Source organism: Neisseria benedictiae, from assembly GCF_958267435.1.
Taxonomy (GTDB): Bacteria; Pseudomonadota; Gammaproteobacteria; order Burkholderiales; family Neisseriaceae; genus Neisseria; species Neisseria bergeri.
This window is the reverse complement of the sequence record NZ_CATQFV010000022.1, coordinates 17,868-41,535: the sequence shown is the minus strand read 5'-3', so window position 1 is coordinate 41,535 and position 23,668 is coordinate 17,868. Positions and strand designations below refer to the sequence as shown.

20 protein-coding genes, 3 tRNA genes and 2 pseudogenes are annotated in these 23,668 nt (G+C 49.8%); 11 read left to right on the top strand and 14 right to left on the bottom strand.

What is annotated here, in order from left to right:
* Positions 1-298: 298 nt before the first annotated feature.
* The 4 genes and pseudogenes from rpoH to Q3O12_RS01490 form a co-directional block, all read right to left on the bottom strand.
* The gene (gene rpoH, locus Q3O12_RS01505) at positions 299-1,162 is read right to left on the bottom strand and encodes an RNA polymerase sigma factor RpoH (RefSeq protein ID WP_301668991.1); all 864 of its coding nucleotides are present in this window, start codon (positions 1,160-1,162) and stop codon (positions 299-301) included.
* Positions 1,163-1,543: 381 nt separating this feature from the next.
* Complete coding sequence (locus Q3O12_RS01500) at positions 1,544-2,032, bottom strand: hypothetical protein (protein WP_301668285.1); 489 nt, start codon at positions 2,030-2,032, stop codon at positions 1,544-1,546.
* A 262-nt stretch (positions 2,033-2,294) separates the two neighbouring features.
* Positions 2,295-3,818 (bottom strand): apolipoprotein N-acyltransferase, encoded by a 1,524-nt coding sequence (gene lnt / locus Q3O12_RS01495; protein WP_301668990.1) that lies wholly within the window; start codon positions 3,816-3,818, stop codon positions 2,295-2,297.
* Between the two features lie 68 nt (positions 3,819-3,886).
* Positions 3,887-4,748, bottom strand: a pseudogene (locus Q3O12_RS01490) (DUF808 domain-containing protein).
* 205 nt (positions 4,749-4,953) lie between these two features.
* Here Q3O12_RS01490 and Q3O12_RS01485 point away from each other — a divergent pair.
* Entirely contained in the window at positions 4,954-6,675 is a 1,722-nt protein-coding gene (locus tag Q3O12_RS01485) for a potassium/proton antiporter (RefSeq protein WP_301668989.1), read from the top strand.
* Positions 6,676-6,737: 62 nt separating this feature from the next.
* Here the strand turns inward: Q3O12_RS01485 and Q3O12_RS01480 are convergent, their stop codons facing one another.
* The 3 genes from Q3O12_RS01480 to tgt form a co-directional block, all read right to left on the bottom strand.
* Positions 6,738-7,139, bottom strand: coding sequence for a c-type cytochrome (locus Q3O12_RS01480; protein ID WP_308447780.1), 402 nt, complete (start codon positions 7,137-7,139; stop codon positions 6,738-6,740).
* Between the two features lie 295 nt (positions 7,140-7,434).
* Positions 7,435-8,517, bottom strand: coding sequence for a ferrochelatase (hemH, locus tag Q3O12_RS01470; RefSeq protein ID WP_301668988.1), 1,083 nt, complete (start codon positions 8,515-8,517; stop codon positions 7,435-7,437).
* A 9-nt stretch (positions 8,518-8,526) separates the two neighbouring features.
* Positions 8,527-9,642 (bottom strand): tRNA guanosine(34) transglycosylase Tgt, encoded by a 1,116-nt coding sequence (gene tgt, locus Q3O12_RS01465; protein ID WP_301668987.1) that lies wholly within the window; start codon positions 9,640-9,642, stop codon positions 8,527-8,529.
* Positions 9,643-9,820: 178 nt separating this feature from the next.
* Between tgt and Q3O12_RS01460 the strand changes: the two genes are divergently transcribed.
* The 10 genes from Q3O12_RS01460 (at position 9,821) to Q3O12_RS01415 (ending at position 18,529) form a co-directional block, all read left to right on the top strand.
* Positions 9,821-9,897: transfer RNA gene (locus Q3O12_RS01460), tRNA-Val, on the top strand.
* Between the two features lie 53 nt (positions 9,898-9,950).
* Positions 9,951-11,864 (top strand): threonine--tRNA ligase, encoded by a 1,914-nt coding sequence (thrS, locus tag Q3O12_RS01455; RefSeq protein ID WP_301668986.1) that lies wholly within the window; start codon positions 9,951-9,953, stop codon positions 11,862-11,864.
* Positions 11,865-11,881: 17 nt separating this feature from the next.
* Positions 11,882-12,403, top strand: a complete 522-nt coding sequence (gene infC / locus Q3O12_RS01450) for a translation initiation factor IF-3 (RefSeq protein WP_010951024.1) — start codon at positions 11,882-11,884, stop codon at positions 12,401-12,403.
* A gap of 146 nt (positions 12,404-12,549) precedes the next feature.
* Positions 12,550-12,747 (top strand): 50S ribosomal protein L35, encoded by a 198-nt coding sequence (gene rpmI, locus Q3O12_RS01445; protein ID WP_003675505.1) that lies wholly within the window; start codon positions 12,550-12,552, stop codon positions 12,745-12,747.
* Positions 12,748-12,759: 12 nt separating this feature from the next.
* Complete coding sequence (rplT, locus tag Q3O12_RS01440) at positions 12,760-13,119, top strand: 50S ribosomal protein L20 (RefSeq protein ID WP_002214103.1); 360 nt, start codon at positions 12,760-12,762, stop codon at positions 13,117-13,119.
* A 240-nt stretch (positions 13,120-13,359) separates the two neighbouring features.
* A complete protein-coding gene (pheS, locus tag Q3O12_RS01435; RefSeq protein WP_301668982.1) occupies positions 13,360-14,352 on the top strand; it encodes a phenylalanine--tRNA ligase subunit alpha in 993 nt (330 codons plus the stop codon).
* Positions 14,353-14,436: 84 nt separating this feature from the next.
* Positions 14,437-15,417 carry a hypothetical protein gene (locus Q3O12_RS01430; RefSeq protein ID WP_301668981.1) on the top strand — a complete coding sequence of 327 codons (981 nt, stop codon included), beginning with the start codon at positions 14,437-14,439 and terminating at the stop codon, positions 15,415-15,417.
* Positions 15,418-15,498: 81 nt separating this feature from the next.
* Positions 15,499-17,862: a phenylalanine--tRNA ligase subunit beta gene (gene pheT, locus Q3O12_RS01425; protein WP_301668980.1), complete on the top strand. Its 2,364-nt coding sequence runs from the start codon at positions 15,499-15,501 to the stop codon at positions 17,860-17,862.
* A 72-nt stretch (positions 17,863-17,934) separates the two neighbouring features.
* Entirely contained in the window at positions 17,935-18,237 is a 303-nt protein-coding gene (locus tag Q3O12_RS01420; protein WP_003675494.1) for an integration host factor subunit alpha, read from the top strand.
* Positions 18,221-18,529 carry a hypothetical protein gene (locus tag Q3O12_RS01415; protein ID WP_301668979.1) on the top strand — a complete coding sequence of 103 codons (309 nt, stop codon included), beginning with the start codon at positions 18,221-18,223 and terminating at the stop codon, positions 18,527-18,529. Before Q3O12_RS01420 ends, Q3O12_RS01415 begins: the two co-directional genes overlap by 17 nt.
* Positions 18,530-18,600: 71 nt before the next feature.
* Here Q3O12_RS01415 and Q3O12_RS01410 read toward each other — a convergent pair.
* The 7 genes and pseudogenes from Q3O12_RS01410 to ylqF all read right to left on the bottom strand — a co-directional run bounded on the left by Q3O12_RS01410 (position 18,601) and on the right by ylqF (position 23,627).
* Positions 18,601-19,306, bottom strand: a pseudogene (locus Q3O12_RS01410) (IS1595 family transposase).
* Positions 19,307-19,846: 540 nt separating this feature from the next.
* Positions 19,847-19,921: transfer RNA gene (locus tag Q3O12_RS01405), tRNA-Glu, on the bottom strand.
* Between the two features lie 17 nt (positions 19,922-19,938).
* Positions 19,939-20,015: transfer RNA gene (locus Q3O12_RS01400), tRNA-Arg, on the bottom strand.
* A 110-nt stretch (positions 20,016-20,125) separates the two neighbouring features.
* The gene (recN, locus tag Q3O12_RS01395; protein WP_301668978.1) at positions 20,126-21,799 is read right to left on the bottom strand and encodes a DNA repair protein RecN; all 1,674 of its coding nucleotides are present in this window, start codon (positions 21,797-21,799) and stop codon (positions 20,126-20,128) included.
* Between the two features lie 183 nt (positions 21,800-21,982).
* On the bottom strand, positions 21,983-22,585 hold the full coding sequence (gene scpB / locus Q3O12_RS01390; protein WP_301668977.1) for an SMC-Scp complex subunit ScpB: 603 nt from the start codon (positions 22,583-22,585) through the stop codon (positions 21,983-21,985).
* Positions 22,551-22,682 (bottom strand): hypothetical protein, encoded by a 132-nt coding sequence (locus tag Q3O12_RS01385; protein WP_300905493.1) that lies wholly within the window; start codon positions 22,680-22,682, stop codon positions 22,551-22,553. The genes scpB and Q3O12_RS01385 overlap by 35 nt, the downstream gene beginning before the upstream one ends.
* Positions 22,683-22,685: 3 nt before the next feature.
* Positions 22,686-23,627 carry a ribosome biogenesis GTPase YlqF gene (gene ylqF, locus Q3O12_RS01380; protein WP_301668976.1) on the bottom strand — a complete coding sequence of 314 codons (942 nt, stop codon included), beginning with the start codon at positions 23,625-23,627 and terminating at the stop codon, positions 22,686-22,688.
* Positions 23,628-23,668: the final 41 nt, after the last annotated feature.

Here is a 23,668-nt window from a genome sequence, read left to right as displayed (position 1 = left end):
CTTCCAAAATTGGAACAGGCTATGGGTGTCTTTACCAAAATAATTTTGACAAGCCGTTGGTTGAAAGTACTGATTTATACAGATTTGATTGTGGTACAGGCAATTTATCAATTCGGTCAATCTTTCTGAGAAACAGTTATATGGCACTGTCTGATTCATGTTGGTTTTTTAATTTCGGCAATGGCAACGGCGTGGACGGATAAAATCGTGTGCAGCACGACACACAAGCCTCATCAGGGTTTCTATTATAAAAAAACACCCGACAAGCCGACTTGTCGGGTGTTTAATTATGCCTATTTCAAACCGCTTCGGCTTCTTCGGCAAGAAAACCACGCAGTTTCTGCATAGCTTTCGCTTCAATCTGGCGGATGCGCTCGGCAGAGACACCGTATTCTGCAGCAAGCTGGTGCAGCGTCAGACCGCCGTCATCTTGAAGCCAGCGGCTTTCCACAATACGGCGGCTCCTGTCATCCAGTTGCGCCAAAGCATTTTGCAGGCCTTCTGTTTGCAGCGCGTAATGTGCCTGTTTCGACAGTTGCCGGCTCGGTTCGGAATCGTGGTCGGCAAGCCAGTCGATAGGGGCGAAACTGTCCTCGTCGTCGCTGTTGTCTGCCATGATGGCGATGTCGTGTCCCGTCATGCGCTGTTCCATTTCCAGAACTTCGGAAAGTTTGACACCCAAATCGTCGGCGATGTCTTGTGCCTCTTTAGGAGACAGTGCATTAAGGTTTTTACGCATGCTGCGCAGGTTGAAAAACAGCTTGCGTTGCGGTTTGGTGGTGGCAACGCGGACAAGGCGCCAGTTTCTCAGGATGAATTCGTGAATTTCCGCTTTAATCCAATGCACGGCAAATGAAAACAGGCGTGCACCTCGACCTGGCTCGTAGCGTTTGACCGCCTTCATCAGACCGATATTTCCTTCCTGAATCAGGTCGGCCTGATTCAGTCCATAGCCGTCATAGCCGCGTGCAATGGAAACGACCACACGAAGGTGGGACAGGATAAGTTGTTTGGCGGCATTGAGGTCGCCTTTGCGTTGGCGTTCTGCAAGGTGCGTTTCTTCGTCCAATGTCAGCATGGGAATGCTGTTGACGGTGTGGATGTATTGTTCGAGGCTGCCGTTGCCGCTTTGGATGGCGGGTAATGCGAAAGCGTTATTCATTTGAGGCATTTCCTTTCGGCTGAAACTGCGTATCGGCGGTTTGGTGTGTTGGGATGCAGTATATCACTGCTTGGATTGTGTTTCGTACGTTTGATAAAAGATATGCGGTAGGGGTTGATAAATAGGGAAATTTTATATCTGATTTCGATTGATTTTTTAAACCTGATATTTTAGGTCGATTTGGATATTATATTACATTCGGTTCTGTATGTAAACAGTATCATGGAAAAGACTGTCCGCTTTGGCGGACAGTTCCGGCATTAGGATTTTTTGTTTCGGAAAAGGCAGCCTGAAACCGAGTTCAGAGAAACCAAAACCGCGTGTGCATAAATTACACCCTACCATTTCACATTTTTGGTTGGTTGCACAGGCTACGCTGGCTTAATCTAAATCCAAGAGTATTTCAGAACAATTTGAATATGACTTATCCCATTGAATTGAAAAGATTAAATCACAACCATTCCCAAACGAATCTATGTTTATAACAATATTGTTATCAATGCAAAAATATTTTCCAAAGGTTTTATGTTCTTTAATTGTTAAATAGCGGTATTGCTCAAATACCTGCTCTATATTATGTTTAGTATTAGGAGAACATTGCAGAAATCTAATTTTTCCATTAGAAAACTTAAATTCATTACTTTGATTGATACGTGGCTTACCCAAATCCCATGTTGCAGATCCCATTCTTCTCGATATATCAGAGATAAAATTAGTTGCATGGGTTTGCTTGATTTTAGCTATTCCAATCTCACCATCATTTTTTCCATTAGTATCTCCAAAATAAACCAAAATAATCAATAAAGGAATAGCCCCAAGACAAAACTCTCCTAATTTTACTTTTAATCGTAACCATGTTTTATTTACCATTATTTACTCTATTCATTGTTTTCTCAATCGATATGTTGTACCATGACTGAAAGAGGCATTTGGTGTACCTATACCTGTTTCTACTGCCCATCTACCATCTCTTGTTTTTATAATTTTAATATTCCCACCCCAATTGCCAAAACTTACTGTAGTACTTTCCCCTGGTAAAAAATCATTTGTTTCTTTTTTCCAAATATCAGATATTTCTTTTGTATAGTGTAATTTAGGGTTAGGAACATAGACACCTTGCTGGATAAGTTCATTACATTATGAAAAGTATCAGTGTGATAAGGGTCAATATTCCTATCAACGGCCATGAACTGCCGGTTTTCATATAGGGCGTTTCGCCGACATAGCCTTTTATGTGTCCTTCCAATATGGTTTCTGTATCGGGTTGGGCTTGGGCGATGATGTTGCCTTTGGGGGAGATGATGGCGGTTGCGCCGGTGTTGGTGGCGCGGACCATATAGCGTCCGAGTTCCATAGCCCGTGCCTGCGATTGTTGGAGGTGCTGGTACATGGCGTTGGATTTTCCATACCACGCCATATTGCTGGCATTGGCAAGCAGCGTGGCATCTTTGGCGGCAGCAATCAGTTCGTCGCCGAATCCGTCTTCGTAGCAGATGTTGAAGGCGATTTTTTGGTTTTTCATCAGCAGGGCGGATTGCTTGCCGCCGCCTTTGCGGAAGTCGGAAAGGGGCATATCCATCATTTTGTAAAGCGGCGTGGTCAGGAAGGGAAGCGGTTTGTATTCGCCGAAGGGGACGAGGTGGTTTTTGGCGTAGTAGGGGATGCCGTCCTGATTGTTTTCCTGATAACCGGTCAGGTTGATGACGGCGTTTTCGTAACCGTTGCCGTCCGAAGTGTATTGGCTGATGCCTACGGCGAGCGCGCTGCCGTTGTTTTGCGCCTGTTCGGCGAATTGCGCCAGTATGTTTTCCGGCAGGTTTTGGCGCATAACGGGGATGGCGGTTTCGGGCAGGATGACGATGTCGGCAGTGGTTTTGCCAACCTGTTCGTAATATTTCTGTATGGTCGGGATGACTTGGTCTTCACGCCATTTGATGGTTTGGGCGATGTTGCCCTGAAGCAGGGCGACGGTGCTACGGCTGCCGTCGGGGCGGGTGAAGTCGGTCTGTTGGGCGGTGTAGCCTGCGGCAAGCAGGGCGGCAATCAGGATAATTGGAAGCAGGCGTTTGCCCGAACGTGTAGTGTTATCATTCGCCAAAACCAGCCAGACACTGAGAAAGGCGGTCGCCAGTGTAACCATATGGATGCCGCCCAAGGGGGCGAAACCTGCCAGCGGGCTGTCCGGGGTGATTTGGGAGTAGCCGATTGCGCCCCAGCCAAATCCGGTCAGGAAACGTTCGCGGGCAAACTCGGTCAGTGTCCACAAAACCGGCAATGCCAAGCCGGTTTTTATGCTTCGCGGCAGGGTAAATTTTTTCCATAACCAGAAACAGAGTGCCGGATAGAGGGCAAGGTAGGCCGGGAGCAGGAAGGTCAGTGGTACGGCATAGAGGTTGGGGAGTCCGGAAATGTCGTGGAGGGCGGTGTGTACCCAGTAGAATTGTGTCGAATATGCAGTCAGGGCAAACAGGTAGGCGGATGAAACGGCAAAACGCGGACGCAGTTCGATGAGGCGGACAAAGGCACCGAAAATCAACGGCATCAGCCAAAAGTGGTAGTAGGGTGCGAAAGTGAAGGGGGTGGCGGCGGCAAAAAGGATGAGCAAAGGCCAGTAGAGGGCGGGGTGCCGCCAGTATTTGTCCAGTTTGGAAAACATATTCGTCTGTCTGTTCGGAAGATGCCGCCTGAACGTCTTTCAGACGGCATCGGTATTTGAAAAAGGAATCAATGCCTGCCGAAACGATTCATCAGAGGCAAGGCGGGGCGCAGGCAATCGAACCGGAAAGCAGCCCGACAACGAGGTTGGCGAAGTACTCCGCCCAGCCCGCGTCCCAGTGTTGCGCGTGCAGGAAATCGTGCAGAAGGCCGAGGTTGTGGGCGACCAGTCCGCCGCCGGCAAGAAACATGGCAAGCGTGCCGATCACGCTCAAACCGCGCATAAACCAAGGCATAAAGGCAGTCAGCATTTGCCTCGAACGGCGCGAAAAGGCTTGTGGGCGGCGCATCAGCAGCATGCCCAAGTCGTCGAGTTTGACGATGACGGCGACGATTCCGTACACCAAAACAGTCATGCCGATGCCGATTGCCGCCATCACGAGCGAGCGCGTTATCAGGCTGTATTGCTCGACCACGCACAGCGCGATGATGATGATTTCTGCGGACAGGATAAAGTCGGTACGGATGGCACCTTTGATTTTAGCCTGCTCGTCAACCGTCGTTTCGCCGCCGTCATCATGCACGTCATGTCAGTGCAGAAACTTGTGCGGCAGCTTTTCCACGCCTTCAAAGCACAAATAAATCCCCCCCCTGCCGTCAAAAGCGGCGTAATGAGTTGCGGCAGGAAGGCGGAAAGCAGCAGAGCCACAGGCACAAAAAACAGTTTGTTGACAAAAGAACCTTTCGCCACCGGCCAAACAATCGGCAACTCGCGTTCTGCCGATACGCCTGTAACCCGGTTGGCATTGGATGCCAAATCGTCGCCGACCATGCCGGCGGTTTCCTTTGCGGCGGCTTTGGTCATCAGGGCAACATCGTCCAAAACGGCGGTGATGTCGTCCGGTAGGGTAAATAGTGAGGCAAATGCCATTAAAGAATCCTGAAATGCGGCGCAAAGTCCGACATTATAATAGGAGAACGCGGGTTTGGGCGGTCTCAGGCGGCATGAAACAGGAAAATGCCGTCTGAAGGCGGTGGCGGACATGAAATAAAGTTTCGTGAAAAGAAAATGCCGTGTTACAATCTTTCGATTTTAATTTCATGAATTTTAAGGGAGAATCTTTGGCGTGGATTGGATGAACAGTCTGTTTCTGCTGGGTGGCGCACTGTTGTTCCTGAGCGTGGTTTCGACCACTTTGTCCGCACGTTTGGGAATGCCTTTGCTGCTGGTGTTTCTTGCCGTCGGCATGCTGGCGGGCGAGGAAGGCGTTGGCGGCATTGCCTTCAATAATGTCGTGATGGCGAATTTCATCAGCCAGCTTGCTTTGGCGGTTATTCTGCTCGACGGCGGTTTGCGGACGCAGCTTTCCAGTTTTCGGATTGCGTTGAAGCCCGCGTCGGTACTCGCTTCGTGGGGCGTGTTTGCCACCGTGCTTCCGCTGGGACTGTTTGCAACTTTTTACCTCGGTTTGGATTGGAAGTTCGGCGTGCTGATGGCGGCGATTGTCGGTTCGACCGATGCCGGCGCGGTATTCAGCCTTTTGCGCAACAGCGGCGTGCGTTTGAACGAACGGGTGCAGGCGACTTTGGAAATCGAATCGGGTGCGAACGACCCGATGGCGGTTTTTTTGGTTACGGCACTGATTACCATGATTATGCAGCCGGCGGAATCGGGTGCGGCGGCGTTTGTCCGGATGCTTGCGCTGCAAATCGGTTTCGGTCTGCTGACGGGTTGGGCGGGCGGAAAGATATTGGCAAAGCTGGTACGCCGTTTGAATCTTGCGGAAGGTCTGTACGCGCTGCTGATTATGTCGGGCGGGCTGCTTGTGTTTGCGTTTACCAATACCATAGGCGGCAGCGGCTTTTTGGCGGTTTACCTTGCCGGCATCATTGTCGGCAACCAGCGCAACCGTGCGACGGAACACGTTTTGCGCGTGATGGACGGTTTGGCTTGGCTGGCACAGGCAACCCTGTTCGTCATGCTCGGTCTGCTGGTTTCTCCCGCCAGCGTGTTGGACAGGGCGGCGGAAGCCTTGGCGATTGCGGCGTTCCTGATGCTGGTCGCGCGTCCGCTGGCAGTGTTCGGCGGTTTGTGGAAATTCAATTACAGCCTGCGTGAAAAGGCGTATATCAGTTGGTTGGGCTTGCGCGGAGCCGTACCGATTTCGCTGGCGATGATGCCGTTGGTAACGGGCGTTCCCAATTCGCACCTGCTGTTTGATGTGGCGTTTGCCGTGGTGGTGCTGTCGCTGCTGATTCAGGGAACGACGATTCCTGTGATGGCGCGGCTGTTGAAGGTTGCCATGCCCAACAAGCCCGAACCGAAAGATACGCATGATATTTGGCTGGCGGAAAAGGAAATTGTCAGAATGTCGGCGTTTAAAGTGGTTGCCGAATCTGAAGCGGAGGGACACCATCCCGATACGGTCGAACCGATTTCCGATTCGTTTGACGCACGCTGTTTCGCATTGATACGCAACGGCAGCCGAATCGAAATGCAGTCCGACACCGTGCTTCAGGCGGAGGATTTGGCGTGGTACATCCTGCCCGACGGCAAGGTCGATAAAATGGCGAAATACTTTACCGAGACGGGTATCGGCGTCCGTGAGAATTTTGATTTCTTCGGCGAGTTTGTCGTTTCGCCGGCAGCACGTTCGGGCGATTTGGCACTTGCTTACGGTTTGAAGCTGGAAGCGGGCGAAGAGGGTTTGAGCCTTGCCGAGCTTTTCGATAAGCGTTCCGACAGTCAGGAGCCGGTCGAGGGCGACCGTATTGACATCGGTGGCTTTATGCTGACCGCGAAGGAGGTTGACGGGGACGGCAATATCGGGTCTATGGGTCTGAAAGTACCGCGTTAGAAAGGTTTGGTTTGAATGCCGTCTGAAGCCGGATTGCCGGTTTCAGACGGCATTTTGTCTGTTTAGTTTTTTTTGCCTTTTGCCTGTTTTACGTCTTTTTCGGTAACGCTTCCGCCGCCGTTGTCAAAGGCGTTCATGATATAAGTGGCGACGGCGGCAATGTCCGCATCGCTGATGGCGGTTGCGGGCATGAATCCGTTGTAGGTTTTGCCGTTGACTTTGATTGTACCGTTGATGCCTTTGACCATGCTGTGCAGCAGCACCTGCGGTTTTTTCATGATGAAGTCGGAGCGGTAGAGCGGCGGAAACATGGTTCCGCGGCCTTCGCCTTTTTTGCCGTGGCAGGCGACGCAGTTGGATTCGTACACTTTTTGCCCTTTTGTCATGATGCTGTTGTCGGCGGCAGAAGCGGCGGCACAGAGGCAGCACAAGAAGAGGGCGGTCGGTAGTCGGGTTGTGTTCATTGGCATTTCCTTAATGTTTGAAACCTTGTTGTTGATTTTGCGTAGCGGGTGAAAGGTTTTTTTGCCGAATCGGTAGTATAGTGGATTAAATTTAAATCAGGACAAGGCGACGAAGCCGCAGACAGTACAAATAGTACGGCAAGGCGAGGCAACGCCGTACTGGTTTAAATTTAATCCACTATAAGGTTGCACTTGATGTGTTGTCCGGCATAGATGCCATCATACGCTAAAGTAGCGGGAAAATGCCGTCTGCACACGGCGTTCAGACGGCATTTTAGACATGAGTCAAACAGTTTCAACGCCAGCCGCCAAGGTTTTCTTCGGCAAGTGCGACGAGTGCGTCTATCCAGTCGGGGTTGTCGTTGAGGCAGGAGATATAGCGGTAGCTTTTGCCGCCTGCTTCATAAAACTGTTCCCGCCCCATCAGGGAGATTTCTTCCATGGTTTCCAAACAGTCTGCCAAAAAGCCCGGGCAGAATACGTCCAGCTCGGTTACCCCCTGTTTGGGCAGTTTGCCGAACAAATCCTGCGTGCTCGGTGTAACCCATTTTGCCCTGCCGAATTGGCTTTGGAAAGACACGACATATTCGTCCTCGGTCAGATTTAGTGCTTCGGCAAGCAGTTTGGCGGTATGGCGGCATTCATTTGGATAGGGGTCGCCGAGGTTGAAGTGTTTTTGCGGAATGCCGTGAAAGCTCAGCATCAGTTTCTTGCTGCGGCCGTATTCTGCCCAATATCGGAGGATATGGTTTTTCATTGCATCGATATAGCCCGTGTCGTCATAGAAGCGCGAAACGGTCCGTATGCTCATTTGGTTCCGTTGCAGCAGTAATTGTTCGCATACCTTGTCCACGGCGGCTCCACTGCTTGATGCGGCATATTGCGGATACAGGGGAATCGCAAGTAATCTGCCTACACCTTGGGATTTCAGCTCCGCCAATACATCCGCTATCGAAGGATTGCCGTAAGTCATGGCGTGGCGGACGATGAGGTCGGGCATACGTTCGGCAAGCGCGGCAGCTTGGCGTGCTGTGTAAACCTCTAGGGGCGAACCTTCCTTAAACCAGATTTTTTCATAGGCGCGCGCGCTTTTTTTGGCGCGGAAAGGCAATACGATGCCGCGTAAAACCGGCTGCCACAGCCATTTGGACAGTTCGACGACGCGCAAGTCCGACAAAAACGATTTGAGGTAGGGGCGGACGGCGCCGGCAGTCGGCGCGTCGGGCGTGCCGAGGTTCAACAGCAAAACGGCAGTACGGTTTTGTTGCGTATAGGAAAGGGAGGGTTCTGGAAGGAATGGAAGCATGATCGGTTTCTGAAAAATAGTGCGGGTAGGGTAAATCGACAAAATGCCGTCTGAAGCGGCTTCAGACGGCATTGCCGGGAATCAGTCTGTGCCGCGGGCGCGGTTTTCATGGAATTGAGCCTGCCAATCGGCAAATTTTCCTTGCTCGATGGCTTCGCGCATTTCTGCCATGATGACTTGGTAGAAATGCAGGTTGTGGATGGTATTCAATTGCGCGCCCAAGATTTCGCCGGCGCGGTGCAGATGGTGCAGGTAGGCGCGGCTGAAGTTTTGGCAGGCGTAGCAGGTGCAGCTTTCGTCTATCGGACGCTTGTCGGGCTTGTGTTTGGCGTTTTTGATTTTCAAATCGCCGAAACGGGTAAACAGCCAGCCGTTACGCGCATTGCGGGTGGGCATCACGCAATCGAACATATCGATGCCGTGCGCCACGCCGTACACGAGGTCTTCCGGCGTGCCTACGCCCATCAGGTAATGCGGTTTGTGTTCGGGCAGCATCGGACCGACGGCGCGCAACATACGGTACATTTCGGGTTTGGGTTCGCCGACGGACAGCCCGCCGACGGCAAGGCCGGGAAAATCAAATTCCTCCAAACCGCGCAAAGATTCTTCTCGCAAATCCTCATACATCGCGCCTTGCACGATGCCGAACAGCGCGTTCGGGTTTTTCAAATCTTCAAAGGCTTTTTTGCTCCGTTCCGCCCAGCGCAGGCTCATTTGCAGCGATTTTCGCGCCTGTTCGCGCGTCGCCTCGCCCGGCGTGCATTCGTCCAACTGCATCGCGATGTCCGAGTTCAAAACCGTTTGGATTTTCATAGAAATTTCAGGCGATAAAAACAGCTTGTCGCCGTTGATCGGGCTTTTGAACGTACAGCCTTCTTCCGTCAGCTTGCGCATATCCGACAAAGAAAAAACCTGAAAACCGCCCGAGTCGGTCAGAATCGGTTTGTCCCAGCCGATAAAACCGTGAAGCCCTCCAAAGCGTTCGATGACCTCCAAACCCGGACGCAGCCATAAATGATAAGTGTTGCCCAAAATAATTTGCGCCTTGATGTCGTGCAGGTTTTGCGGGTTCATCGCTTTGACCGAACCATATGTGCCGACCGGCATGAAAACCGGCGTTTCGATTTTGCCGTGGTTCAACTCCAGCGTGCCGCGTCGGGCGAGACCGTCTTTTTTGTGTAAAGTAAATTTAAGCATAAGATTGAATGTCAGTTGGGCGACAGGGGTCGAAATATATTTTAAAAGACGGCATTATAAATGATTTCCCACGGTTTTTCAGACGGTATCCCCAAATCTTGCCGCAATGTTGCATAAAGAAATGCACATGCCTCTTGCAAAAATTAAAACGACCCGATAAAATGCAAAAATTCTTTGAAGGCACGTAGCTCAGTTGGTTAGAGCACCACCTTGACATGGTGGGGGTCGTTGGTTCGAATCCAATCGTGCCTACCAAATTTCCCAAACGGCATTTATGCCGTTATTTTTTAATGTTTTGGAGCTTTTTGATGTTGAACATTACCTTGCCGGACGGCTCAGTCCGCCAGTACGAATCGCCCGTTACCGTGGCACAGATTGCCGCGTCTATCGGAGCAGGTTTGGCGAAGGCGGCAGTGGCAGGTAAGGTAAACGGCAAATTGATCGATGTGTGCGATCCGATTACCGAAGATTCAAGTGTCCAAATCATTACCCCGAAAGATCGCGAAGGCGTTGAAATCATCCGCCACTCTTGCGCCCACCTTGTCGGTCACGCAGTCAAGCAGCTTTATCCGAATGCAAAAATGGTTATCGGCCCCGTCATCGAAGAGGGCTTTTATTACGATATTGCTACGGAAAAACCGTTTACGCCCGAAGATGTTGCCGCCATCGAAGCGCGTATGAAAGAATTGATTGCACAAGATTATGATGTAATCAAAATCATGACCCCGCGTGCCGAAACCATCAAAATCTTCCAAGATCGCGGCGAAGAATACAAACTGCGCCTGATTGACGATATGCCCGAAGTGGAAGCAATGGGTATGTATCATCATCAGGAATATGTCGATATGTGCCGCGGCCCGCACGTTCCGAACACCCGTTTCCTGAAAAACTTCAAGCTGACCAAGCTGGCAGGCGCATACTGGCGCGGCGACAGCAACAATGAAATGTTGCAACGTGTTTACGGTACGGCTTGGGCAAGTAAAGACGAATTGAAAGCCTATATCCAACGCATCGAGGAGGCGGAAAAACGCGACCACCGTAAGCTGGGTAAACAATTGGATTTGTTCCACCTGCAAGATGAAGCACCGGGCATGGTGTTCTGGCATCCTAAAGGCTGGGCTTTGTGGCAAGTGATTGAGCAGCATATGCGCAAAGAGCTGAATGCTGCCGGTTATAAAGAGGTGAAAACACCTCAGATTATGGATAAAACCTTCTGGGAAAAATCTGGCCACTGGGAAAACTATAAAGACAATATGTTCGTGACCAGTTCAGAAAAACGCGAATACGCGGTTAAACCGATGAACTGTCCGGGCCATGTTCAAATTTTCAACAACGGTTTGCGTTCGTACCGCGATTTGCCGATGCGTTTGGCAGAATTCGGTTCTTGCCACCGCAATGAGCCGAGCGGTGCACTGCACGGTCTGATGCGGGTTCGCGGTTTTGTGCAGGATGATGCGCATATTTTCTGTACCGAAGACCAAATCGTCAGCGAAGCGCGCGCATTCAATGAATTGCTGGTCCGTATTTACAGGCAATTCGGTTTCCACGATGTATCTGTCAAACTTTCGCTGCGTCCCGAAAAGCGCGCCGGATCGGATGAAGTGTGGGATAAGGCGGAACAAGGTCTGCGCGAAGCATTGACCGCCTGCGGCGTAGAATGGGAAGAATTGCCGGGCGAAGGCGCGTTTTACGGGCCTAAAATCGAATATCACGTCAAAGATGCCTTGGGTCGTTCTTGGCAATGCGGTACATTGCAACTGGATTTCGTCTTGCCGGAACGCTTGGATGCAGAATATGTAACCGAAAATAATGACCGCGCGCGGCCTGTTATGTTGCATCGCGCCATTTTAGGTTCTTTGGAGCGGTTTATCGGCATTCTGATTGAGAATCATGCAGGCTCTTTCCCATTGTGGCTTGCGCCGGTTCAAATGGTGATTATGAACATCACCGGAAATCAGGCAGATTATTGTCGCGAAGTGGCTGCCAAATTGCAGGCGGCAGGATTCCGTGTCGAATTGGATTTGCGTAACGAGAAAATCGGTTACAAAATCCGCGACAACAGCCAATACCGCTTCCCTTACCAAATCGTCGTCGGCGATAAGGAGAAGCAGGAAAACAAAGTGGCGGTACGCCGCAAAGCAGAAGACTTGGGTTCTTTGGATTTGGATGATTTCATTGCACAATTGCAGCAAGAAATCGCGGATGCCCTCGTCAATCATTAATTTTTATAGGAGTACTCATCATCGCTCAAGAACGCGAAGCACGAATCAACGGCGAAATTACCGCCAAAGAAGTGCGTTTAATCAGTGAGTCAGGCGAACAGCTTGGTGTCGTATCGGTTCGTGAAGCTTTGGCTATGGCCGAAGGGCAGGATGTCGATTTGGTGGAAATTTCCCCTACCGCCAAGCCGCCTGTGTGCAAACTGATGGATTACGGTAAATATAAATACCAGCAAGCCAAGAAGCGCGACGAAGCCAAGAAAAATCAGAAGCAGGTGCAAATCAAGGAAATCAAATTCCGTCCGGGTACCGATGAGGGCGACTATCAAATCAAGATGCGCAACATCAACCGCTTCCTTGCCGACGGCGACAAAGTCAAAGTGACATTGCGTTTCCGAGGCCGTGAAATGGCCCACCAGCAACTCGGAGCGCAACTTTTGGAACGCGTGAAAGAGGATTTGGCGGAAGTGGCGCAAATCGAGTCCTTCCCTAAAATGGAAGGTCGGCAAATGGTGATGATGATTGCACCGAAGAAAAAATAAAGTTATAATTTTCAGCTTACTCCGATTGCCGCTTCGGAGTAAGTTTTTGATTGGCGGCAAAAACCGTGGCATTTTGGGTCCAAGTGTTGGAAACCGACGGTTTATAACCCCCTGATGCCTTATCCAATAACAAATGGAGTTTTCCTATGCCTAAAATGAAAACCAAGTCTAGCGCGAAAAAACGCTTCAAAGTACTGGGTAACGGTGGTGTAAAACGCGGTCATGCGTTCAAAAGTCACATCCTGACCAAAAAAACCACTAAAACCAAACGCCAATTGCGCGGCACCGCTATGGTGGATTCACGCGATTTGGCTTCTGTTGCCAAAATGTTGCCCTACGCTTAAGGAGTTTAGAATATGCCACGCGTAAAACGCGGTGTAACCGCCCGTGCCCGTCACCAAAAAATCTTCGCGTTAGCCAAAGGCTACCGCGGTCGTCGTAAAAATGTCTACCGCGTTGCCAAACAGGCGGTAATGAAAGCCGGTCAATACGCATACCGCGACCGTCGCCAACGCAAACGCCAATTCCGCCAACTGTGGATTGTCCGTATCAATGCAGGTGCGCGTGAAAACGGTTTGTCTTACAGCAAATTTATGAACGGCCTGAAACGCGCCTCTATCGAAATCGACCGCAAAGTATTGGCTGATTTGGCCGTGTTCGATAAAGCCGCTTTTGCACAATTGGTTGAAAAAGCCAAAGCTGCTTTGGCTGCTTAAGCCAAAAAATTGAAAAGGAAGCTGCGGCTTCCTTTTTTCTTTGTTTGCAGAAATTCTATGTGATTGATTTTCTTTCTTTAAAGTCTATTTTTTTAAATAAATTTGCGTTAAAATACAGAAAATTTATCCAATGGATTGGCCGTGAAGAAAATAAGGTCGTCTGAAGAGTCTGATATGTCAGGCTATACAGGCGGCCTCATTGTTTCAGGTGGCATATCATTAATTGACAGACTTGATATTATGGAAAATGTAAACCGTATCGTTGCAGAAGGCATTGCCGCAGTAGAAGCTGCGCAAGATTTCAATACATTAGAACAAATTAAAGCACGCTATCTCGGTAAAACCGGCGAATTGACCGGGCTTCTGAAAACTTTGGGTCAAATGTCGCCTGAAGAGCGCAAAACCATAGGCGCGCATATCAATGAGTGCAAAAACCGGTTTCAGACGGCCTTTAACGATAAGCGCGATGCCCTCAACGAAGCCAAACTTCAATCCCGGCTTGATGCCGAAGCCCTTGACATTACCCTGCCCGGACGCGCTCAGGAAGGCGGCAGCCTGCATCCCGTAACCCTGACCTTGCAACGTGTGGTCGAGCTGTTCCACGGAATGGGTTTTGAAGTGGCGGATGGACCTGAAATCGAAGACGATTTCCACAATTTCCAAGCCCTGAACATCCCTGCAAACCATCCTGCCCGTGCGATGCAGGATACGTTTTACGTTGAAAACGGCGATGTTTTGCGTACGCACACTTCCCCGATTCAAATCCGCTATATGCTCGATAAAAAAGAGCCGCCCATCCGCATTATCGCCCCCGGCCGCGTTTACCGTGTGGACAGCGATGCCACGCACTCGCCTATGTTCCATCAGGCGGAAGGTTTGTGGGTAGAAGAGGGCGTAACTTTTGCCGACTTAAAAGCAGTGTTCACTGACTTTATCCGTCGCTTCTTTGAACGCGATGACCTGCAAGTACGTTTCCGTCCGTCTTTCTTCCCGTTTACCGAGCCTTCTGCCGAAATCGACATCATGGGCGAAAACGGCAAATGGTTGGAAGTAGGCGGTTGCGGTATGGTACATCCTAACGTATTGAAAAACGTCAATATCGACCCTGAGAAATATACCGGTTTCGCTTTCGGTATCGGCCTCGACCGCTTTGCCATGTTGCGCTACAACGTCAATGACCTGCGCTTGTTCTTCGATAACGATTTGAACTTCTTGAAGCAGTTTGCAAAATGATCGTGCAGGTTGTCTAAAAATGAAAAAGCAGTCTGTGCCTGTTTCAGGCAACCTTGAGTTTTAGAAAAGAATGAGATTTTGAGAATGGATAATGGGAAACTGAGTTTTAAGGAATTAGCAATTTTGGCGCTGAAAGAGGCCAATCGTCCCATGATTGCATCTGAATTGTGGGAATTTGTTTTAAATAACAACTTGCATTATCAATTAGATAGTTTTGATATTCAGACAAAAACGTTTTTCGGCAAAACGCCTGAAGACAGTTTTAAGTCGCAATTTGCATCGTCCAAGCGTCCTGAGTGTGTTGCGGTAGTTCCGAATACCAAGCCTCAGCAATACATTTTAAAAGAGCAATTCAAACACAACTCCATCTCGAAGCAGTCTGCGCTCCCTACTAATATCAAAAAATCCGCTTTTCATGAGCGCGATTTACATCCGGTTTTAGCGTATTTTTTGAAACACAGCGACTATTTCAAATCTTATCCCAAAACAATTTTCCATAAAGAAAGTTCCAAAGGGCAGAAGGGTGAGGACAAGTGGCTGTACCCCGATATGGTGGCAGTGAATTTTGAATATGCTAATTATCAGAAAAACAATGTGTTGCCATTTATCGAAAAATTTGATATTTCGCCAATCAAGATTTTTTCGTTTGAGTTGAAAAAAGAACTGAATACTTCCAATTATAAGGAATATTTCTTTCAGGCAGTGAGTAATTCCAGCTGGGCAAACGAAGGCTATTTGGTTGCCTTGTACATTAAACAGGACAGCCAGTTTGTCGAAGCATTGCAAAAGCTTAGTCAGAGTTTCGGCATTGGAATCATCCATTTGAATATTGAAAATATTGAGAAAAGTGCAATTTTGTCTCCTGCGAAATTTAAAGAGAAAATGGATTATTCGGTGGTGTATGAATTGGCGGACAAAAATCCTAACTTTAAGCAATTCCTAAAAACCGTTACTGATTTCGCGCCACAATCTCCTGAAAGGTTCAGTAGTGAGTTTGACGAGATTTTGACGGAAGATAAGCTGCAAGAATATTTGAATACTACGTTGCAGGCTGCTTGTAAATAAGCATTGGTTATTAAGCAGCAAAGGCCGTCTGAAAACAAAATCTGATAAAACAAAAGTTAATTAGTTGATTGAGAACATAACATGCAATTCTCCTACTCATGGCTGAAAACCCAAGCCGATACCGAACTTTCCGCCGATAAGCTGGAACATCTGTTAACGATGTCCGGCTTGGAAGTGGAAGAAGCCGAGACTGCCGCGCCTGCGTTTGCGGGCGTGGTGATTGCCGAAGTGAAATCCGTTGAAAAACATCCTGATGCCGACCGTTTGAACGTTACCCAAGTTGATGCCGGTACGGGTGAGTTGGTTCAGATTGTTTGTGGTGCGCCGAATGTCAAGCCGGGCATTAAAGTACCGTGTTCGTTGCCGGGTGCCGTTTTGCCGGGTAATTTCAAAATTAAGCCGACTAAAATGCGCGGCGTGGTGTCGAACGGTATGCTGTGTTCCACCGACGAACTCGGCCTGCCCGACGACGGCGTGAATGGCTTGCATATTCTGCCGCAAGATGCTCCTGTCGGTGTAAACATCCGCGAATATCTGGATTTGGACGACACGGTGTTTACGCTGAAAATCACGCCGAACCGCGCCGACTGCCTGAGCATCAAAGGTATTGCGCGCGAAGTGTCCGCGCTGACGGGGTGCGCGTTCAGGCAGCCCGAAATCCGGAAAATGCCGTCTGAAGGCGGTAAAACCCGGACTGTGAAAATTGACGCGCCTGCCGATTGCGGCCGCTTTATCAGCCGTGTGATTGAAAACGTGAACGCGCGTGCCGCCACGCCGGATTGGATGAAGCAGCGTTTGGAGCGCAGCGGTATCCGCAGCATTTCCGCATTGGTAGACATCGGCAACTATGTGATGCTGGAAATCGGTCAGCCGATGCACGTTTTCGATGCCGATAAAATTTCGGGCAGTTTGATTGTCCGCCGCGCTAAAAATGGCGAAATATTGGAATGTTTGAATGAAAAAACCGTGTCTCTGTCCGACAATACATTGGTCGTAGCGGACGAAAAAGGCGCGTTGAGTTTGGCGGGACTGATGGGCGGCGCGGCGAGCGCGGTTTCAGACGGCACGCAAAATATCGTGCTGGAAGCGGCTTGGTTTGCGCCCGAAATCATCGCCGGCAAATCGCGCCAATACGGTTTCGGTTCGGATTCGTCGTTCCGCTTTGAGCGCGGCGTGGATTACCGTTTGCAGGCGGATGCCATCGAACGCGCCACCGAATTGGTGTTGCAAATCTGCGGCGGTGCGGCGGGCGAAATGGTGGAAGCTCTGGGCGAATTGCCTGAAGCGAAGCAGGTCGGATTGCGTTTGGGCCGTCTGAAAACCGTGTTGGGCGTGGACATTCCTGCCGAACAGGTGGAAACCATTTTGCAACACTTGGGTCTGCAGCCAGAGAAAACGGCGGAAGGCTTCCGCGTTACCGCGCCGAGCTTCCGTTTCGACATTGAAATTGAGGTCGATTTGATTGAAGAAATCGGACGCGTTTACGGCTATGAAAACATCCCCGACGATTACACGTCAGGCCGTCTGAAAATGCTGGAACTGCCCGAAACACGCCGTCCGCGTTTTGCCGTTTACAACGAAATGGCGGCGCGCGGCTACCGCGAAGTAGTCAGCTATGCCTTCGTTGACGAGCAGTGGGAACAAGATTTTGCTGCCAACGCCGACCCCATACGCCTGCAAAACCCGCTGGCGGCGCAATATGCCGTGATGCGTTCCACACTCATCGGCGGCTTGGTGGAAATTCTGCAAAACAATCTGAACCGCAAGCAAAACCGCGTGCGCGTGTTTGAAATCGCCCGCGTGTTCGGCAAAGGTTCAGACGGCCGGTTTGTCCAAAACGAACGCATCGGCGGTCTGTGGTACGGTGCGGCGATGCCCGAGCAATGGGGCGAGAAAACGCGCAATGCGGATTTTTACGACATTAAGGCGGATGTGGAAAATCTGTTGAAAAACAAAGCAGTCGAGTTCGTCAAAACCGAACATCCCGCCCTGCACCCCGGACGCGCCGCCAATATCGTTTCAGACGGCAAAGTCATCGGCTTTGTCGGCGAACTGCATCCGAAATGGCTGCAAAAATATGATTTGCCGCAAGCGCCGCTGGTATTTGAAATCGATATGGCGGCCGTGTTGGAATGTGGGAAAACGCGCTATCGGGCCGTATCGAAATTCCAGCCGGTGCGCCGCGATTTGGCGTTTGTGATGCCGGAAGCAATGTCCCATAACGAGTTGTCGGCAGCCTTGAAGGGCGCGGCAAACAAGTTGGTACAGGAAATCAGCGTGTTTGACGTGTATCGCGGCACAGGCCTGCCCGAAGGGATGAAGAGCGTGGCGGTCAAAGTGATTTTGCAGGATATGGAAAACACGCTGACGGATGAGGCGGTCGAGCCGCTTATCGGAAAACTGGTTGGCGCGGCAACGGCGGCAGGGGCGCGGCTTCGCAGCTAAAAATAAATATTCGCTTGAATTTTAAATAAAAATTGGTAATAATCTACAACTATTACAACAGAAGGTAATCATATGACTCTCACTAAAGCCGAATTGGCCGATATTTTGGTAGATAAAGTCAGCAACGTCACCAAAAACGATGCCAAAGAAATCGTCGAACTCTTTTTTGAAGAAATCCGCAGCACTTTGGCGCGCGGCGAGGAAATCAAAATTTCCGGTTTCGGTAATTTCCAGTTGCGCGACAAGCCGCAACGCCCGGGCCGCAATCCGAAAACCGGCGAGGAAGTGCCGATTACCGCCCGCCGCGTGGTAACTTTCCATGCCAGCCAGAAACTCAAAGGCATGGTGGAACACTACTATGACAAACAACGTTGATTTGACGCTTCCCGCAAAACGCTATTTCACGCTGGACGAGCTGTGCGGACTGTTGCAAACCAGCCCCTATGGTTTTGCGCAATGGCAGCATGATCACGGTGTGGTTGTCGGTTACGGCGGCGAACGCTACACCCGTTTGGATGTGGTGAAACTGTTGAAATTGAAGAGCACGTTTGCACCGTATGCAGAAGGTGCGGAGTCGGGTTCGGACGGCAACCGTCCGGTTACGCTTCAGGAAATCGGAGACGGTCTGAAAGACCTGTTGGCTGATTTTGATAAGGAATTGTGCTGATTTGAGGCCGGTTGCAGGTATGCAGCCGGTTTTGTTTTACACGCTAAAAAATAAGGGGCTGTCCTAGATAACTAGGATAAACTCGATTTTACTAATTGTTTTAAAATGGAAATTTGAACTTTTATCTCACTGTTGTTAAAACGCCGTTCGCACTCCTTTAAATACAGCTCAAAATGCTCTTTGGGAATGCCGTTAAACTTGCGTAAATGACGTTTTGCCCGGTTCCCAAAGTTCCCAATTCCATCGATATGGTTTTGTCGTTCAGCAAAATGTGTGCTGTGATTGATACGAAAACGAAGTTTCAGTGAAGCTAAAATGGCTAAATTCGCCCACATCCAATACATCATAGCTACGATAACAATCCGTATAAACAATGCTGTCAGGTTTCACCTGTTCACGGATAATAGGAAATAAAGTAGCGGTTTGAGTATTCGGTACAGCAACCGTATAAACCTTATATATTGCGTCCTATCAGAGGGGCGCATTACTTTTCTTACCATTTCGCTTCAAAAGACCGAATACGGCGACTTTACCGGCAGCACCGCGTTTGCCTTTGCGTTGCCCGCCAAAATAACTTTCATCTGCTTCTGCTTCGCCATCAAACATTTCCAAATGCGGACTGTTTTGATAAATAAGTAATCGTACACGATGAAAATAATAGGCTGCGGTATTTTTATTAACGCCTACTAACTCTGCTGCTGTTCTTGCAGTTACACCTGCAACAAATAGCTCAATGAGTTTATTTTGTTTATACCGGCTTAGACGACTTTTTCTCATAGGGATAATTCTAACTTAATTTGAATTTCCCTAGTTATCTAGGACAGCCCCTAAAGTTATGATACCTCCAAAGCCTAAATATATCGCAAATATTATTTGCATAATCGTTGTTTGCAGAAAGTTAGAACCCGTTATCACGTCTTGGATAAAGGCCAAAACTATTGTGATTCCGAAAATTAAAAAGAAAAATTTCGGAATCCTCATCCTTTTCTGAAACCTGATTGCGGTATCCATGGCTTTGTCTTTGTCATTTAAGTTTGTGTTCATGTTTTTAACTTTCTTTGTTGCTAGAATCCTTTTTAAATTGCAGACTTTACCAGTAATATTTGCTTCTCAACTGACAGGCATATTAAATGCCCAACCATAGACCTACTTTCATTCCAGTATCTATGCCAATACATTTAGCATATACAACACCAAAACCCAACGATAATAGGCAATCAATTGGTAAAATAGAATATATACCTATGCAGGAATATATATCCGTGTATACAAACGGAAATTGAAAATGTCTCCGATATAATCGGAGACATTTTGAATTGGCACGCCCACGGGGAATCGAACCCCGGTTACCGCCGTGAAAGGGCGATGTCCTAACCGCTAGACGATGGGCGCATGTTGTGTATTCTTGTTGGCGCACCCGGAGCGATTCGAACGCCCGACCCTCTGGTTCGTAGCCAGATACTCTATCCAACTGAGCTACGGGTGCAGCAAAATCACTTGTTCAAGTGATTAAGAAAGCGTAATAATACGGATTTATCTGAGTTCTGTCTATTGTTTTAGGCTTTTATTTTCAGTTATTTTTTTAACTAATTGATTTTAAAATAAACTATTTTTCGACGCAAGTTGCAGCAATTCTGCCGCATGTTGCCGCGTCGTATCGGTAATGATTTCCCCGCCCAGCATACGGGCAACCTCTTCGATCCGTTGGATTTCATCCAATATACTGATTTCGCTGACGGTTTGCTCTCCCTCGCTGTGCTTGCGCACCCGCCAGTGGTTTTCTCCGCAGGATGCGACTTGCGGAAGATGGGTAACGGCAAGCACCTGATGTTTTCTGCCCAACGCACGCAAGGCTTTGCCGACCATTTCGGCTACTCCCCCTCCAATACCGGTATCGACCTCATCAAAAATCAGGGTGGGAACTTGGGTATATTGGCTGGCAACAACCTGCAAGGCAAGGCTGATACGCGCCAATTCACCGCCGGAGGCGACTTTGTTCAGCGGGCGGGGCGGATTGCCTTTGTTGACGGCAACTTGAAACTGTACCTGCTCCAAACCGTGTGCCGTCGGGGAAGACGGCAGCAGAACGATGTCGAAACGCGCGCCTTTCATAGCGAGATGCTGCATATTTTCCGTTGTCTCTTCGCCAAGCCTGCCGGCAGCCTGATGCCGCATGGCGGAAAGGATGTGGGCGGCTTCCTGATATTCGGCAAGGTTGCGGGCAACGGTTTGCGTCAATGCTTCCAAATCGGCGGCAGCTTGAAGGCTTTGCAGGCGTTCTTCGATTTCTGCCAACTTGGCAGGCAACTCTTCGGGCTCGATACGGTATTTCCGCGCTATCCCCATCAGTTCGCCCATACGCTGTTCCTGTGCCGCCAATTCATTGGGGTTGATGTAGCTGCGTCCTGCCACATCGCGCATATTGGCACTGATTTCGCCCAATTCGGCTTCGATGCTTGCCAACATATTCAGGCTCTCGGCAAAGCGCGGCTCGATGTTTTGCAGATTGGCCAATAGTTTTTGACATTGATAGATATGGCGTTGGATGCCGTTGTCGCCGTCAATCTTGCTTCCGACTTCTTCGGCGGCCTGCAACAGCTCGGCAGAATGGGCAAGGCTGTCGTGGCTTTGGCTGAGGGCTTCCCATTCGCCTTGTTTAATGTCCAATTGATTCAATTCGTTGAACTGCCATTCCAGACGCTCTTGTTCGAGGGCAATGTTTTCTGCCTGTTCCTGCGCTTCCTGCAATGCTTTTTTTGAGTTTGCCCAATTTTGATAAAGCTGTCTGACGGTTTCCGCCTGCACCTTGCTGCCCGCAAATGCGTCCAACAATTCGCGCTGGGCGGCTTCCTGATTAAGCGAATGATGGGCGTTTTGCCCGTGGATGTCGATAAGCTGCCCGCCGACGGCTTTAAGCTGCGCCAAGGTAGCCGCCTGATTGTTGATAAAGCTGCGGCTTTTGCCTTTGGCATCGATAATGCGGCGGATACTGAGTTCTTCCCCGCCCTCATCCAACAGCCCTTGCTCACGCAATTCTTCTTTTAAAACAGGCAAATGGGAAATATCAAACAACGCCGACAATTGGGCTTCTTTTGCACCGCTGCGGACTTGGCTGTAACCGGCTTTGTCGCCCAACAGCAGACCAATTGCATCCAAAGTAATGGACTTGCCCGCGCCGGTTTCTCCGGTCAATACGGTAAAGCCGCTTTGAAAATCCAGATTCAGATTTTCGACAATGACAAAATCACGCAAAGAAAGTGTTAGAAGCATTGTGAGGATTCCTTAGCAATTCTACCGACAAAAGCAATATCAACTTTAGATATACGAATTATAACTAAGATTTTTTAAATTAAAAATAAGTCTTTCCTTAATTTTGCTTAGTGCTTGTTTTTATCTGCTTATTTGTTGCAATGCCGTCTGAAGCAATGTGCGTTTCAGACGGCATTTGGAATTTCAGTTGGGCAGGGTATCGGACGGTACGGTTTCCGGCTCTTCTTCATCCGTAGGCGGCATTTCTATCAAATCGGGCAAAACCAGTTCGCCCAGTTCAGTCAGCGGTGGCAGTTCTTCCAAACCGTCCAAGCGCAAATCGCTGAGAAACGTTGCCGTTGTTGCCCACAATGCGGGTTTTCCCAATGTGTCCCGATGTCCGATGACTTCAATCCACCCCCGATCCTGCAAGGTCTGCATCACGTTCTGCGACACCGCCACGCCGCGTATGCCTTCGATGTCGCCGCGCGTTACGGGCTGCTGGTAGGCGATAATCGCCAGTGTTTCCATCACGGCGCGGGAATAGCGCGGCGCACGCTGTTCCTGAAGGCTGCCCAGCCGCTCGAATGCCGTCTGAACAACCTGAAAACGCCAGCCCTCTTGCGTATGCACCAATTGCAACGCCCTATCCTGCCAACGCGTTTTCAACTGCGCCAACACATCAATCAGTTTGTCTTGCGACAGCGGAGGCACACACAGTTCGCGCATGGATTTTTCGTTCAGGGGTTCGGTTTGGGTCAGAAGCGCGGCTTCAATCAGCGCGTCGGGAGAAATTTTGTCGGTCATACGGGTATCCGTGCTGAAACGGCATGGGTTTGGATATGCCGTCTGAAATCGGTTGGAATGGGGAGAAGCTGCCTGAAAAATATTTTTCAGACGGCATTCTTTATGCCTCCGAAGGTTTCTGCCCTTTGCGCTCTGCTTTTCTGGCTTCGCGAATGGCTTTGAGTTCGGCTTCTTTCTGACGTGCTTTTTTAAGCCAAGTTTCCCATTGGTTCGGCGTTTCGAGGGTGATTCTGCCGATTTTGCCTTCGCGGAAGTCGGTAAGGATGTTTTCGGCGGCTTTTTGGTAATTGACCCGTCCGCCGCTGAGGACTGCGCCGCGTTTTTTGGCTATCCACTCGAGCCACGAGTTGTCGTCCCAGTGGCTGCCGGGGTCTTTGTCGGCCTGGTAGCGTTCTTGCAACATAGGGAGGTAGTGGCGGCGGAGGTAGTCTAAGAGTTCGAGGGCGACTTCTTCTTCGTCCAACGCGTTGCGTCCGACTGCGCCGCCGGCAGCGAGGTTGTAGCCGCCTTCTTCGACGATGATTTTCGGCCACAGCATTCCGGGGGTGTCGTACAGCCAGAAGTCGTCGGCGAGGAAGAGGCGTTGTTCGGCTTTGGTGATGCCGGGTTCGTTGCCGGTTTTGGCGGATTTTTTGCCTATCATTCCATTGATGAGGGTGGATTTGCCGACGTTGGGAATGCCGCAGATGAGGACGCGCAGGGGTTTGTCTATGCCTTGCCGATGGGGAATCATCGCGCGGCAGACTTGGGTGATTTTGCCGTGCGCGCCGGTTTCGGAGGAATCGAGGGCGATGGCGCGCGTGTCGGACAGGCTGTTGTAGTGTTCAAGCCAGACCTTTGTGCGTTCGGGGTCGGCAAGGTCTTGCTTGTTGAGGATTTTGAGTTTGGGCTTGCCTTTGGAAAGCTGCGCCAACAGTGGATTTTCGCTGGAGGCGGGCATACGCGCATCCAGCATTTCAATCACCATATCGACGCTTTTGGCGCGCTCGGCGATGGCTTTTTTCGCCTTGTTCATATGGCCGGGAAACCATTGGATTGCCATGTCTGTTCTTTCTTCTCAATATTTGAAATGCCGTCTGAAAC